The following is a 13651-nucleotide window of genomic DNA, read 5'->3' as shown; positions in this document are numbered from 1 at the left end:
TGCCGCCAGAGAAACCTGAAAATGGCCGGGGCCCCCTTACCACGCGTACCCCCCTACCGCAACGCGCAAGGGGTCCCTCGGGCATACCTTGTCATCGACTCTGTAAGAGCCACTGGGGGCGGGAGGATTGCCTCGGGCTCAAGCGCCGGGCGCGTGCCGGGGGAGCCACACCATGAAGCGCGTCCCCATACCCACTCCGGACTCGATCGAGATGCGGCCCCCATGGGCCACCACGATCTGCCGGGCGATGTATAAGCCCAGGCCGAGCCCGTCGCCACTGGCGCGCTTGCCGCGCTTGAAGGGCTCGAAGATCGAAGCCCGCTCCTCCAGGGGAACTGGCGGGCCCTCGTTGCGCACCCAGAGGTTGACGCCGTCCGGTGCTCCCGACAGCCTCACCTCGATTGGGGTGTCCTCGGGACTGTGCTGCAGGGCGTTGCCCACCAGGTTGTCCAGCAGCTGGCCGAGCCGGGACTCGTCCCAGCTCCCCCGGACATCCCCCTCCACCTTCGGGGAGATCAGCCGGGTGGGGTGCGAGGCCTGGAAGTCCTCCACGGCCCGCGCGAGCAGCTTGTCCAGGGACAGGGGGGTGGGGCGCACGGGCAGGCCCCCGGCCAGCCGCGCGCGCGTGAAGTCCAGCAACTCGTGGATCATCCGCTCCATGCGCCGGGTGGCGGTGGCCACGTACGTCACCTGCCGCTCCTGCGTCTCGTTCAACCCGCCAGCGCGCTGGAGCGCCCCCACGCTGAGTTGAATGGCGTACAGGGGCGAGCGCAGATCATGCCCCACCACGCCCAGGAGCTGCTCGCGGAAGGTGTCGGCTCGGGCGGCGGCCTCCTCGGCGGCCTTACGTGCGCTGATGTCCCACACGGCGGTCATCCGCACGGTGCGGTGGGCGTGCTCCACCTCACGGCCCAGCACCTCCAGGAAGAGGCGCTTGCCGTCGGTGCGCAGGCCCGTCAGCTCGTAGGGAGACTGCACGTTCCGGGAGAGCGCGCTCTGCACCGCCTCGCGGGACTCGGGGGCCACCCAACGCGTCATGGACTGGCCCATCATCTCCTCCGGCGTGGTGCCGAACAGGTTGGCCAGCGAGCGGCTCGCCTCGAGGATGATGCCCCCGTCATGCAGGAAGTAGCCGTCACAGGAGACGTCGACGAGGCCGCGCAGCCGCTCCTCGCTCTGGCGCAGCGCCTGTTCCGCCTCCACGTGCGCCGTGTCGTCCTCCAGCATCACCCCCACGCCGGTGCACAGGCCGCCCGAGATTGCGGGCAGCAACGCGAGCCGCAGGTGGCGGAGGTTCCCCGAGGACTGCGGGCCCAGCGTGCCGGACACCCGCACCCCCACCTGCGTGTCACCCGCCAGGGCCTTCTTGAGCAGCGGTGCCAGCTCCTTGGCCAGTCCCGGCCAGACTTCCGCGGTGGTGCGCCCCTCGTACAGGGCGTTGGGCACTCCACTGAGCGTGATGAGGGCCGTGCTGACGAAACGGAAGCGCAGCTCCCGGTCCAGGAAGGCCAGTCCCAACCCCGGTGCCTGTAGCAGCGCTCCGAAGCACGGCAGCAGCTCCTCGGGCAACGAGTGGGCCGGGGTGCTGACATGAGAGCGGTTGAGAACGGGCTGCGCCATGGAAGGGAGGGAGACGCGGGATGACCCGCGCCGTCACCATAACCTTTCCATGGCCAACTGGGAATACCGGGCTTGCCGGGAAGTGCGGGGGACCGGACAACACCTGTCCGGCCGGCTGGAGGTGCTGGCGGGCGGGCTAGCGCTGCTTGAGCTCGCGGCGCATCTGCTCGAGCTGGGTGCGCAGCGTGCCGTCATACAGGGTGCTGCCCACCTGGGCGGCGACGCCGCCGAGGACCTTGGGGTCCACCTTGGCCTCGAGCACCACGTTGCGCTGGGTGAGCGTCTTGAGGGTGCCGGAGAGGCTCTGGAGGGTCTCCGGGGAGAGGGGGACGGCGCTGGTCACGTGGCCGCGCACGCGTCCGGCCTGGGCATCGGCCATGTCGCGGTAGAGGCGGGCGATGTCCGGCAGGTAGATGAGCCGGTTGCGATCCACCAGCAGGCGCAGGGTGTTGGCCAGCACGGGCTCCACGGGGCCCAGCGCCTTGAGGAGCGCCTCCACCACGCGGGCGCGCTGCTCGCGGGAGTAGGCCGGGTTGAAGAGCACGTCCGCCAGCTCGCGGTTCTGCGCGAGCGCACCGGAGAAGGTCGAGAGCTGCTCGGAGACGGCATCGGAGCGGGCAGCCTCGGTCGCGACGTCGAGGAGCGCGCGGGCGTAACGGCGGGCGATTGACACGTTCACCATGGCGCGGCCGCCCTTAGCACGCCCCCGGGCCCCGGGCAACGCCGGGGCGCCTGCCCCGTCCGGAGGCTCCAATAAGTTCCCCTGTGCCTGTACCCACCGGGTGGGGGATAAGGGGCCTCCGGAACCGTGCATCTCCAGCGTATCATGCCAACACCGGCCCCAGCCCCGGGCCCCGGCCACCGGCTCCTCCTCCCATGCGCGAACCCGTCATCGGCATCGATCTGGGCACCACCAACAGCGCCGTGGCCTCCGTGGAGGAGGGCCGGCCCCGGGTCATCCCCTCGCGGGCGGGAGGGCGGCTGACGCCATCCGTCGTGGGACTCACGCCCAAGACGGCCGAGCGCGTGGTGGGCGCCAAGGCGCAGGCGCTGGCCGAGGAGCATCCCGAGTGCGTGGTGTGGGCCACCAAACGGTTCATCGGCCGGCGCTTCACCCCGGAGCTGTTGCAGGCGGCGAAGGCGGTGGTGCCCTACCAGCTGGTGGGCGGCAACACCGGGGACGTGCGCGTGAAGATGGCCGGGCGCACCGTGCCGGTCACCCAGGTGTCGGCCATGATTCTGGGGGAGCTGAAGCTGGACGCCGAGGCGCACTTCGGACGGGCGGTGAACAAGTGCGTCATCACCGTCCCGGCCAACTTCGACGACGGCCAGCGCCAGGCCACGCGCGAGGCGGCCACCATCGCCGGGCTGGACGCCATCCGCCTCATCAACGAGCCCACCGCCGCGGCGCTCGCCTACGGGCTGTCGCGCGGCTTCCAGGGCCACGCGCTCGTGTTCGACCTGGGCGGTGGCACGTTCGATGTCACCGTGCTGGAGATAACGGACGGCGTCTATGAGGTGAAGGCCACCGGGGGAGACCCGGCGCTGGGCGGCGAGGACTTCGACCTCAAGATCGTGGAGTGGCTGCTGGCGCAGGTGGAGGACAGCCACCGCGAGCTGGTGCACCGCGACGCGGTGTCCATGCGCAAGCTGAAGGTGGCCGCGGAGCAGGCCAAGCGCGAGCTGACGGACTACGAGGAGACACTCATCTCCCTGGCGGGCCTGGGGGACCACTCGCAGGGTGGGTGGAAGCTGACGGGCCTGGAGACGGCGCTCACGCGCGACTTCTTCGAGCAGCTCATCGCGCCGCTGTCCAAGCGCTGCCTGGACGTGTGCGCGTCGGTGATGAAGGAAGCGCGGATGGATCCGCGCTCGGTGGACACGGTGCTGCTGGTGGGCGGCATGACGCGCGTGCCATTGATTCGCCGGCTGGTGGCGGACTTCTTCGGCAAGGCGCCGTCCACGGACGTGAACCCGGACGAGGCGGTGGCGCTGGGGGCGGCCATCCACGCGGACGAGCTGGCGCGCCAGTCGGGCGCGGCGCTGCTGCTGGACGTGGTGGGCAACTCGCTGAGCGTGGGCGTGCTGGGCGGGCGGGTGCGGCGCCTCATCAACAAGAACAGCTCGGTGCCGGTGGTGGCCAAGGAGCTCTTCTATCCCGGCACCCATGGGCAGACGGAGGCGCGCATCTCCATCTACCAGGGCGAGAGTGATTTGCAGGACGAGAACCGCAAGCTGGGCGAGGTGGTGCTGCGCAACCTGCAGGGGACCTCGCGCACGGACACGCCGCTGGAGGTGACGTTCGAGCTGTCCAACGAGGGCATCCTCTCGGTGCGGGCCGCGGATTTGAAGACGGGCCTGTCCGAGGCGGTGCGCTTGGAGGCGCGCCCCCACCTGCCGGGCCAGGAGGCCGAGCGACTCGTGAAGGAGCAGGCCGCCTACGCGCAGAAGCAGGCGAGGGAGGACGCGAACAAGTCCGAGGACAAGTTCCGCAAGCTGCTGGAGCGCGGGGACAAGCTGGCGAAGCTGCTGCAGCAGAGCGCGAAGGAGAACCCCGGCGAGCAGGCGGAGGCCGCAGTCACCCACGTGCAGTCGTTGCTGGATTCGGGCCGTGCGGCCCTGGAGGCCGGAGACGCCGAGCAGTGCGCCCAGGTGGCGCGTCAGCTCACCCAGCTCTTGTCGGGACGCTGAGGAAGGCCGCTGGCCCGGCTCACGGTGTCCTGGCGATGCGCACCATGCGGCCGACGGAGGGGACTCCCGCGTCGTTCACCAGGAAGAGCTGGTAGTAGCCCGGCGGGGCCACGTTGTTGTTCGCTGGGGCACTGACGGTGAGGCTGCCGGCGCCACGCGTGAAGCCCAGGGTGACGAGCCGCTGGTTCTGGTCGAAGGCATGCGTCACCGAGCCGAGGGCGATCAACGTCACCTTCGTCACCCGGCCCGCGTCCGGAGTCGAGAGGGTGAAGGTCGTCCCGGGCGTCACCACGTCGGGTGCCGAGCCCACCGTGGGGCGAGCGCCCTTGAAGAGGTAGGGGGGAGAGAAGACCTCGGCGTTCCTCACGTTGCGTCCACCCGCGCTCAGCACGCGTCCGTCCGGCAGCAGCAGCGAGGTGGAGTGGTAGCCACGATAGACGCGGTTGCTGGCGAGCTTCGTCCAGACGTTGGTGGCGGGGTTCCACACCTCGGCCGCGTAGACGGGCGTGCTCTTGTTGTCGAAGCCGCTGCCCGCGCTGCCGCCCATGACGAGCACCGTGCCGTCGGGCAGGAGCGTCGCGTTGTGCTGGCGCCGGGGGATGCTCATGGATGCCATGTACCGCCAGACGGGGGAGGGCGTGGTGAGGTCGATCTGCTCGACGGTGGCGGTGGGCGGATCTCCCCCGCCGATGATGACCACCTTGCCATCGAGGATGACCGCGGGCCCGTAGCTCCGGGCGCCGAAGAGCCTCGAGGGGGCGGCGCTCCAGGTGCCCGTGCCGCTCGGGTTCAGGTAGCGGCAGGTTCGCGATGGGCCGGCCAGGAAGAGCCTGCCATCGGGCGCGAGGAACATCCGCGGGTAGTACGGCAGCTTGAGCCGCGCGGTGGTCAGGTCCCGCCAGGTTCCGGTAGCGGACAGGTAGCGCTGGGGCAGCTCGTTCATGATGCCGCTGCCCACGGTCTCGCCGGAAATCACCACCACGTCTCCGTTGGCGAGCGTGATGTTGGTGGGGTACCAGCGTCCGTCGTTCATGTCCGGCAGGCGCGTCCACTGTGAGGTGAAGGGATCGAAGAGGCTCGCGTCCTCCAGGCCCACGTGGCTCTCCACGTGCCCGCCCGTCACGAGCAGCCGGCCGTCGGCGAGGTAGGAGTGGCCGGCGCAGAAGCTGTTGTAGCCCGGCCACGGCAGCGAGCTGATGCCGTTGGTGGCGGGATCCCAGAGCCGCGGGGGTGTATCTCCCTCTTCGAACTCGCCGATGAACATCACCTTGCCGGTGGGGAGCAGGTGGACGTGGGTGGCGGAGATGGGCCAGGACATGATGCCCGACCACTGCCCCACCTCCGCGGGCGTCTGCGCCTTCGCGGGAAATGCTAGCGCCGCAGCACAGGCGACGAGCCAGAGCGCGAACACTCGCACCCGGGTGGGGCTGGGTCTCATCGACATTTCCGCCTCCAAAAGGGTTCTTGTCAGTCCAGAGGCAGAACCTAAGTGGGCGGGCTCGCCCGCCAATCGGCCCCAGGGTCCGAGGGAGTGATGGTTTTCCGGCTGCCCTCCTCCACGGGGCCTCGATTTTCCGAGACCCCGCGCCGCGTCACGTGCTCGCAACTCCTTGGAATCCCGAGTGCCCGGTCACCCGTCCAGCCCCTGGCACACGGGTGGCAGTGGTCCCCGCGGCCGGAAGACGATCCGAGGAGTGGCGACATATGCATGGGAAGAACCGAGGCTGGCTGGGACTCGCGTTGTTGGGACTCGTGGGGTGCGGCGACAAGGGGGACATCCCCGGGAACCAACCGGTACAGATGAAGGCGAGGCTGGAGTCCTTCCAGAGCTGTGAGGCGCTCGAGTCCTATATCGAGGACGCCGCGGTTCTCGACATGCGCACCACGCTGGAGCAGTCCAAGCCGTCCTATTGGAAGACGCGGGGCGGTTGGTTCGGTGGCGCGGAGGACTCCGCGGGCGCTCCGGCTCCCAGCACGGGCGCTCCGGGTGGTGCCCCATCCGCTCCGAACAACCACACCGGCACCAACAACCAGGTGGCCGGGGTGGACGAGGCGGACTTCGTGAAGAACGACGGCACGCGCATCTTCGTCCTCTCGGGGCAGAAGCTGTACGCGCACCGCTCCTGGCCGGCCGAGTCCCTGCACGCGGCGTCCGCGCTGACGCTCGAGGGCTGGCCGCGGGAGATGTTCCTGCGCGGAGACAAGGTGGTCGTCTTCTCCGAGGTGTACGAGCCGCGTCCGGACATGAATGGAGGCAAGAGCAGTGGCTCCTCGTGCGCGCCCATGGGCCCCTGCGGTGGCTACGGGGCCACGCACACCAAGGTGACGACGGTGGACGTGTCCAACCTGGACGCGCCCCAGGTGACGGGGCAGCTGTACCTGCCGGGCGGCTACCACAACGCGCGGATGGCGGGCAGTTCGGTGCGGCTGGTGATGCGCGACCAGTTCCGCTGGCCCACCGGAATCCGCTGGTGGCCCGACTACTCCCAGGAGCTCTGGGAGGACCAGGACCGGCTGGAGAAGGAGATCGACAAGCTGAAGGGACAGAACGAGCAGCTCATCCGCGAGCGCGCGTTGTCCGACTGGCTGCCCGAGGGCCGCTTCAAGCGGCCGGACGGCTCGGTGGAGACGGTGGGCTACGACTGCGGTGACTTCCACAAGACGAACGCGCCCACCCGGCTGGGCATCGTCACCGTGGCGTCGATCGACCTGGACGCGGAGGCCGCGCGTGCCCCGGGCCGTACCTCGCTGGTGGCCGAGCCGGGCGAGGTGTACGCCACCGAGAGCGCGCTCTACATGGCCACGCCGCACTGGTGGTGGTGGCCGGAGGCGGGACAGAAGGACCACACCTACGTGCACAAGCTCGACCTGAGCCAGCCTCACAGCACGCGGTACGCGGCCAGCGGCACCGTGGAGGGACACCTGCTGGACCAGTTCAGCATGGACGAGCACGAGGGTGTGCTGCGCGTGGCCACCACCATCTCCTCGCGGGTGTCGGAGCTCGGCAACTCCTGGGGCCGTCTCGAGACGACCAACCGCGTCGCCACCTATGCGGAAGAGGGCGGCCAGCTGAGGCTCCTGGGCAAGAGCGAGGAGCTGGCCAAGGGCGAGCGCATCTTCAGCGCGCGCTTCCTGGGCGACAAGGGCTACGTGGTGACGTTCCGGCAGGTGGATCCGCTCTTCACCTTCGACCTGTCCGACCCGGCGCACCCGCGCAAGGTGGGCGAGCTGAAGGTGCCGGGCTTCTCCACGTACATCCATCCACTGGGCACCACGCACCTGCTGACGGTGGGAATGAACGTGCCGGAGAACGGCGACTGGAGTACGCGCGCCGTCAAGCTGTCCCTCTTCGACGTGACGGACCCGGCACACCCGCGCGAGGCCTTCACGCAACTGGTGGGCACGGCCTCCGGCTGGAGCGAGTCGCTCTACAACCACAAGGCCTTCAACTACTTCCCGGCCAAGGGGCTGCTGGCCATCCCCTTCACGGATTGGGTGCGGCCGTCCTACGGCGGTGACTACTGGGGCGGCTTCGTGAGCGACCTGCGCGTCTTCCGCGTGAACCCCTCCACCGGCTTCACCCCGGTGGGGGCGATCTCCATGAAGGACGTGTATCAGACGAACAGCTCCCACCTGTGGAGCTGGACGTACTCGCCCGCCGTGCGCCGCAGTGTGATGGCGGACGACTATGTGTACGCCATCTCCGACGCGGGCGTGCGCGTGTCCCACGTGAGCAACCTCGCCACGCCGCTGGCCACCGTGCGCTTCGCGCCTGGCTCCTCCACCTCTCCATGACGCCGCGAATCCACACCCGGAGTGTCCTCACCGTGAAGACTCGACCGACTCCCTCTCATCACACTTCTCGCCGGGCCACCGTGCTCGCCGCCTCGCTGGGCCTGCTCCTGGCGGGCGGCGGGTGCGGGAAGGCGGAGGATGGATACCTCAACCTGCTCGCCCTGCCGGAGGAGTGCGAGGTCGACAAGCGCTGCGCGGGCCTCGTTGGCGTGAACTGCCGGTCCGAGGTGGATGGGCCCTACTACTACGTGGAAGGGCTCACCGGCCGGATCGTCGCCACGTGCGGCGGGGCCTGCATGCTCGGACCCCAACCCGAACGGGGGCTGTGCGTGGAGTGCCCTCCCAAGGAGTGGACCTGTAAATAGTCGGGTCGGTTGTCGGGGGAGCATGCGGCGGGCTCATGGGTCAGGCGAGCGTGGTGGGCGGCGTCCAGAAAGGACACCGCGCATCCGCCGTGGAAACCCGCTATAGGCGAGCCCGCCCATGTCCGCCGCACTCCCTACTCGTCGCCAGGAGCTCAAGGAACTCTGGAAGCTCGCCCTGCCCATCGCCATCGCCCAGGCGGGCCAGTCTCTCATGAGCTTCGTGGACACGGCGGTGGTGAGCCGGGCGGGCACGCAGGCGCTCGCGGCGGTGGGCCTGTCCACCGCGATCTTCTTCGCCGTCAGCAGCTTCGCCATGGGGCTGATGATGGGGGTGGATCCGCTGGTGTCGCAGTCCTTCGGTGCCGGTAACGCGCCCCGTGCCCGGGCGCTCTACTGGCAGGGCAGCTACCTGGCCATCATCGTGGGCTCCATCCTGGCGGTGCCGCTGGCGGTGGTGCCTCGGATGCTGCCGCTGTTCGGCGTGGACTTCGCGGAGCTGCCCGAGGTGGGGGACTACCTCGCCTGGCGGGCTCCCAGTCTGCCGCTGATGCTGCTCTTCATGACCTCGCGCTCCTATCTCCAGGCGGCGGCGCTCACCCGCCCGCTGGTGATGGCCACCGTGGTCGCCAACCTCTTCAATCTGGGCGCGGACATCCTGCTCGTCTTCGGCGGCGAGGTGCTGCCGGCCTGGTGCGGGCCGCTGCGCCTGATTCCGGCCCTGGGGGTGAAGGGCTCGGCCATCGCCACGTTGCTGTGCTGCATCCTGCAGTGGGGCCTCGTCGCGTGGGCGGTGGGCAAGGTGCCGGTGCCCGGGGGCATGCCCTCGGTGCGGCCGGTGCGAGCCGACATCCTCCAGGGGCTGCGGGTGGGTCTGCCCATCGGCCTGCACATCGCGGCGGAAGTGGGCGTCTTCTCGCTGGCGGGTGTGCTGGCGCGGTGGCTGGGCCCGGAGAGCATGAGCGCGCATCAGATCGCCATCTCCTACGGCAGCCTCTCCTTCACGGTGGCCCTGGGCATCGGCAACGCGGGAGGCGTGAGGGTGGGCTGGGCCGTGGGGGCACGCAACACGCCCCAGGCGCGGCTGAGCGGGTTGATGGCCTTCGCCTCGGGAGCGGTCTTCATGTCGGTGAGCGGATTGATGTTCGCGCTCTTCCCCCGGCCGCTGGCGCACCTCATGGGCACGCCGCCCGAGGTGATGTCCCTGGTGGTGCCGATGCTGATGGTGTGCGCCGTGTTCCAGATCTCCGACGGCGTGCAGGGCGTGGGCGCGGGCGTGCTGCGCGGGGCGGGGGAGACGCGCTTCACGTTCGTCGCCAACATGGTGGGGCACTACGTGGTGGGCCTGCCGGTGGCGCTGCTGCTGGGCTTCGGGATGAAGCTCGGCGTGGTGGGCATCTGGTGGGGCCTGTGCGCGGGACTCACCTGCGTGGCGCTCGCGCTCTTCTGGCGCTTCAACCGCCAGAGCGCCGGAACGCTCCGGCCGCTGGAGGCGTGAGCGGCGGACGTCCTAGCATCGACGCATGCGAATTCCGTGTGCGTGGGTGTCAGGGCTCTTGTTGGTCATTGGCCTCGTGTCCGGTCCGGCCAGGGCGGCAACGCCCTCGACGGCGGTCTCGTGGATTCAGCCCGGCCTGCTCTCCGCGAGCACCATCCAGACCCGGCTCCTGGCGTGTCTGGCTCGCGGAGACATCGTGGGGGCCATCGCGATGTACGAGGCCGAGACGGGACGTGTGGCTCCGGTCTGGCTGCGGAACCTGGAGGTGGCCTACAGCGCCGCGAGTCAGACCGCGGGCAGGTGCCAGCAGGTGGCGCGCATCCTCCATACCGCGTTCACCAGGCTCGGGCAGAAGCCGGAGTATGTCGCCATCAGGGCTCTGGAGAAGAGGGAGTACATGGTGTTCGACATGCCGAATGGCAAGAGTCCAGGAATCACGCAGAATGGCTATCATGTCATCGTCAGGGTCGAGGACATGGTCTATGACGCCTATACAGGGCCGCTCGGTATGAAATCAGCGGATTACCTGTCCCGTCTTCATGCGGAGATGGGATTTGCTTGGAAGGTAGTATCGGAACCATGAACGGAGAAAGCACTCCGGATGGCCAGGCCTCTCGCCGCCATGTGTATCTGCTCGATTATCTGATGCGCATGCGGCGGGATGTAGTGAGAGGACATGTGGCAATGTATCTGGGTGATATCGATATCATCCGGATGGTGGCATTCACCGATGGGTACCGCGCTTGCCAGAATGCCAACGGTATCGAGGATGAGGAGTACGGCCTTTTCCGTGATTGGCTCCGGGATGTGAAGCACGAGTTCCCCACGGAGGGATGGGGTGCGAAGTACCTGCGCGACTGCGATGGCGACCATGAGCGCGCCATCCGCAAGTTCCTCGACTTCGTCGCCGAGTTCGTCGCCCTGCGCGAGCGTGAGCGCCAGGGCGGCTGAGTCTCACCACGGCAGGTAGTGCTGGATCATCTGCCGCCACACCGGCCAGTCGTGCGTTCCTCCGTTCCAGATGGCCAGGTGGTTGGGAATGTCCTTCGACCACAGCAGCTTCGACATGTTCTCGTTCGACGGCCGGCAGAAGTCGTGCTCGCCCACCGCCAGCACCATCTCCACCCGCCGCAGCGCCGCCAGCTGCGCCGAGTCTCCCACCCCCGGCAGCCACTGCATGCTCGAATGGAAGTACACGCTCTCGTCGTGGTGGCCGTCGAGGAAGTCCTCCGTCTCGAACTTGCCCCCCATCGACACCAGCCGCCGGAACACGTTCGGGTTCCTCAACCCGATGTTGTACGTGTGGAAGCCTCCGAAGCTGCACCCTCCCAGCGTCAGCCGGCCTGCCGTGCTGCGCGACATCAGCAGCGGCACCACCTCGTGCAACAGGTACTGCTCGTACGCCGCGTGTCTCGCCACCCGGTCATGCGGATGGATGGACGTGTTGAACCAGCTCTCCTCGTCCACCGAGTCCGCGCACACCACCACGTACCGCCCTGACTTGATGCGGTCCGCGATCGCCCCGATGAGGCCGAAGTCCTCCGCCTGGTAGAAGCGCCCCTTGCTCGTGGGTAGCAGCAGCACCGGCTCCCCGGAGTGTCCGAACAGCAGCAACTCCATGTCCCGGCCCAGTCGCTCGCTGTACCAGCGATGGTATTCGCGATTCATAGGGCCTCTCCTTTACCCCTCGTTCACGGGCCTCGGGCGTACTCCCGTTTTTCGCGACGGTGCTGTCGCGCGACAGTGAACAGTTGGGCTCGGAGGGGAGAGCCCGGGGCGCGGATACCCTCACCCCGGCCCTCTCCCGGAGGGAGAGGGGGTTTTTCCTCCTAGAAGCGCAGCGTGGGGCCCAGCAGGATGGTGTGCAGTGGCTTGGCACACTGGGTGGTCTGCCCCGTCTCCGTGGTGCCGTCCACTCGCACATCGCACCACTGCCAGGCCGTCGACGCCGTGATGCCCAGGTGCTCGCCCAGCCACGTGTCCATTCCCACTCGCAGCGCCGTGCTCAACCCGTCGTGCAGCATCCGCCGCGGCGTCCCCAGGTCGTCCAGCGTCAGCGGTGTGGAGCGGCTCTGCGACACGCGCAGCCCCACCCACGGGTTCACCCCTCCATCCCGCAGGAAGCGCAGCCGCATCTCCAGCCCCAGGGAGCGGTAGTCCAGTTGCAACTGCTGCCCCTGGAATCGTGCGCCCCACGTCTCGACGCCCTCACCCACCACCCCGAGAGACAGCCCGAAGGGCGCCTCCACTCCCACATAGGCCTGGAGCGCGCCTCCCTTGGCCCTCACTCCGGAGGTGTGGTCGATGACGAAGCCGGTTGTGGCCGCGGCGTAGCCCCTCCACTCCGCCGCTGCCGATGTCCCCGCCCACAACGCCGCCGCCACCAGGGTTCCGAGACTCGCAACGTGTCGCATGTGGCCGCGGAGCTTAGCCCAGACCCTCCCCGTCAGGTCCACCCGCACCGTGCGTACGTTACCCGGCGGGCATTCGGCACGGTGCCGGAGCCGGGTAGAGTCACACCCATGTCTCTCTCTTTCCAAGCGGCTGCTTCCTCCGTACGCGAGGCCCTCACCGATGCCGGACAGGGCCTGGTGGAGCGCGAGGCCATGGTGGAGTTGGTGGCCCTGTGCGCCGTGGCCGGCGAGCACCTGCTCGTCATCGGTCCTCCCGGCACCGCCAAGAGCGAGGCCGTTCGACGCACCGCGCGAGCGCTCGGCGGTGGTTGTTTCGAGTACCTGCTGGGTCGCTTCACCGAGCCCTCCGAAATCTTCGGACCCGTGGACCTGCGCAAGCTGCGCGAGGGCGTGGTGGAGACGGAGACGGCCGGCATGCTGCCCGAGGCCGAGGTGGCCTTCCTCGACGAGGTGTTCCTCGGCTCCACCGCCATCCTCAACACGCTGCTGGGGCTGCTCAACGAGCGCGTCTTCCGCCGCGGCCACACCCGCATGCACTGCCCCCTGCGCGTGTGCGTGGGCGCCTCCAACGCCCTGCCCGAGGACGAGGCGCTCGCCGCCTTCGCCGACCGCTTCCTCGCGCGCACCTTCGTGGAGTCCGTGCCCGACACGCGGTTGGAGGACCTGCTGGCCGGAGGCGCCTCGCTGGCCCGGTTCGCGGAGGCACGCACCGCGTCATGGGAGGCCGTGGACGTGCTGGCCCGCGCGGCACGCGAGGCGGACCTCGGGCCGGTGCGCCCCCACCTGGCCCACGCGCTGCGCACCCTGCGCGCCGCCGGCATCGGCTTGAGCGACCGCCGCATGGTGAAGGCCCAGCGGCTGGTGTCCGCCGCCGCCGCGCTCGCCGGGCGCACCACCCCCAGCGTGGCCGACCTGTGGACCCTCATCTACGTGGTGCCCTCCAAGGAGGGACAGGCCCTCGCCCGTGACGTGCTGCGCGAGCTGCTGGCCCACTCGGAGAACTCCGCCCTCGCCGCCGCCGCCCTCGAGGCCAGCGCCGGGCCCCTCGCGCGCGCGCAGCGCATCGCCCAGTCCGGACGGAGTGTGCTCGCCGGGCGGCCTCCGGACGCGGACTCCGAGGCCCTCGCCTCCTGGCGGCTGAAGCTGGAGGGCGTGGCGCGCGAGATGGACGCGGGCTTCGCTCCCGAGTCCCTGCCCGAGGACCTCCAGACCGTGCGCGAGGAGCTCCGCGCCGCGCTGGCACAGGTGGCCCCGGCCGCGGCGGCCTAGGC

General features: G+C 69.3%; 12 protein-coding genes. 7 read left to right on the top strand and 5 right to left on the bottom strand.

The genetic code is table 11. From position 1 onward, the window contains the following. Nucleotides 1-138: 138 nt before the first annotated feature. Nucleotides 139-1620: a sensor histidine kinase gene (locus NR810_RS11315; protein ID WP_257451240.1), complete on the bottom strand. Its 1482-nt coding sequence runs from the start codon at nucleotides 1618-1620 to the stop codon at nucleotides 139-141. 136 nt (nucleotides 1621-1756) lie between these two features. After that, complete coding sequence (atpH, locus tag NR810_RS11310) at nucleotides 1757-2302, bottom strand: ATP synthase F1 subunit delta (RefSeq protein WP_257451238.1); 546 nt, start codon at nucleotides 2300-2302, stop codon at nucleotides 1757-1759. 194 nt (nucleotides 2303-2496) lie between these two features. Between atpH and NR810_RS11305 the strand changes: the two genes are divergently transcribed. Beyond that, nucleotides 2497-4311, top strand: a complete 1815-nt coding sequence (locus NR810_RS11305; RefSeq protein ID WP_257451236.1) for an Hsp70 family protein — start codon at nucleotides 2497-2499, stop codon at nucleotides 4309-4311. A gap of 19 nt (nucleotides 4312-4330) precedes the next feature. Here the strand turns inward: NR810_RS11305 and NR810_RS11300 are convergent, their stop codons facing one another. After that, a complete protein-coding gene (locus NR810_RS11300; RefSeq protein ID WP_257451234.1) occupies nucleotides 4331-5755 on the bottom strand; it encodes a galactose oxidase-like domain-containing protein in 1425 nt (474 codons plus the stop codon). Nucleotides 5756-6015: 260 nt separating this feature from the next. Between NR810_RS11300 and NR810_RS11295 the strand changes: the two genes are divergently transcribed. From NR810_RS11295 to NR810_RS11275, 5 genes are all read left to right on the top strand, one after another. Further along, nucleotides 6016-8106, top strand: a complete 2091-nt coding sequence (locus NR810_RS11295) for a beta-propeller domain-containing protein (RefSeq protein WP_257451232.1) — start codon at nucleotides 6016-6018, stop codon at nucleotides 8104-8106. A 32-nt stretch (nucleotides 8107-8138) separates the two neighbouring features. Continuing rightward, a complete protein-coding gene (locus NR810_RS11290) occupies nucleotides 8139-8471 on the top strand; it encodes a hypothetical protein (protein WP_257451230.1) in 333 nt (110 codons plus the stop codon). A 118-nt stretch (nucleotides 8472-8589) separates the two neighbouring features. Then, nucleotides 8590-9966 carry an MATE family efflux transporter gene (locus NR810_RS11285; protein ID WP_257451228.1) on the top strand — a complete coding sequence of 459 codons (1377 nt, stop codon included), beginning with the start codon at nucleotides 8590-8592 and terminating at the stop codon, nucleotides 9964-9966. 25 nt (nucleotides 9967-9991) lie between these two features. Then, nucleotides 9992-10549, top strand: a complete 558-nt coding sequence (locus NR810_RS11280) for a hypothetical protein (RefSeq protein WP_257451226.1) — start codon at nucleotides 9992-9994, stop codon at nucleotides 10547-10549. Continuing rightward, a complete protein-coding gene (locus NR810_RS11275) occupies nucleotides 10546-10917 on the top strand; it encodes a hypothetical protein (RefSeq protein WP_257451224.1) in 372 nt (123 codons plus the stop codon). The genes NR810_RS11280 and NR810_RS11275 overlap by 4 nt, the downstream gene beginning before the upstream one ends. Nucleotides 10918-10920: 3 nt before the next feature. Here NR810_RS11275 and NR810_RS11270 read toward each other — a convergent pair whose 3' ends face one another. Together NR810_RS11270 and NR810_RS11265 are read right to left on the bottom strand one after the other, a co-directional pair. Then, a complete protein-coding gene (locus NR810_RS11270; RefSeq protein ID WP_257451222.1) occupies nucleotides 10921-11634 on the bottom strand; it encodes an esterase family protein in 714 nt (237 codons plus the stop codon). Nucleotides 11635-11795: 161 nt separating this feature from the next. Continuing rightward, entirely contained in the window at nucleotides 11796-12380 is a 585-nt protein-coding gene (locus tag NR810_RS11265) for a hypothetical protein (protein ID WP_257451220.1), read from the bottom strand. Between the two features lie 108 nt (nucleotides 12381-12488). Here NR810_RS11265 and NR810_RS11260 point away from each other — a divergent pair, with 108 nt between their 5' ends. Continuing rightward, nucleotides 12489-13649 (top strand): AAA family ATPase, encoded by a 1161-nt coding sequence (locus NR810_RS11260; protein WP_257451218.1) that lies wholly within the window; start codon nucleotides 12489-12491, stop codon nucleotides 13647-13649. The last annotated feature ends 2 nt before the right edge of the window (nucleotides 13650-13651 follow it).

It is taken from the genome of Archangium lipolyticum (genome assembly GCF_024623785.1).
Lineage (GTDB): Bacteria > Myxococcota > Myxococcia > Myxococcales > Myxococcaceae > Archangium > Archangium lipolyticum.
Note: the sequence above shows the minus strand (reverse complement) of the source record. Positions and strands in the feature narration are given on the sequence as shown.

Bases quoted from the DNA above. Each gene is read 5' to 3' on its own strand.
- NR810_RS11265 (WP_257451220.1), bottom strand. From the start codon at position 12,380: ATGCGACACGTTGCGAGTCTCGGAACCCTGGTGGCGGCGGCGTTGTGG.
- NR810_RS11280 (WP_257451226.1), top strand. From the start codon at position 9,992: ATGCGAATTCCGTGTGCGTGGGTGTCAGGGCTCTTGTTGGTCATTGGC.
- NR810_RS11270 (WP_257451222.1), bottom strand. From the start codon at position 11,634: ATGAATCGCGAATACCATCGCTGGTACAGCGAGCGACTGGGCCGGGAC.
- NR810_RS11305 (WP_257451236.1), top strand. From the start codon at position 2,497: ATGCGCGAACCCGTCATCGGCATCGATCTGGGCACCACCAACAGCGCC.
- NR810_RS11285 (WP_257451228.1), top strand. From the start codon at position 8,590: ATGTCCGCCGCACTCCCTACTCGTCGCCAGGAGCTCAAGGAACTCTGG.
- NR810_RS11300 (WP_257451234.1), bottom strand. From the start codon at position 5,755: ATGTCGATGAGACCCAGCCCCACCCGGGTGCGAGTGTTCGCGCTCTGG.
- atpH (WP_257451238.1), bottom strand. From the start codon at position 2,302: ATGGTGAACGTGTCAATCGCCCGCCGTTACGCCCGCGCGCTCCTCGAC.
- NR810_RS11275 (WP_257451224.1), top strand. From the start codon at position 10,546: ATGAACGGAGAAAGCACTCCGGATGGCCAGGCCTCTCGCCGCCATGTG.
- NR810_RS11295 (WP_257451232.1), top strand. From the start codon at position 6,016: ATGCATGGGAAGAACCGAGGCTGGCTGGGACTCGCGTTGTTGGGACTC.
- NR810_RS11315 (WP_257451240.1), bottom strand. From the start codon at position 1,620: ATGGCGCAGCCCGTTCTCAACCGCTCTCATGTCAGCACCCCGGCCCAC.
- NR810_RS11260 (WP_257451218.1), top strand. From the start codon at position 12,489: ATGTCTCTCTCTTTCCAAGCGGCTGCTTCCTCCGTACGCGAGGCCCTC.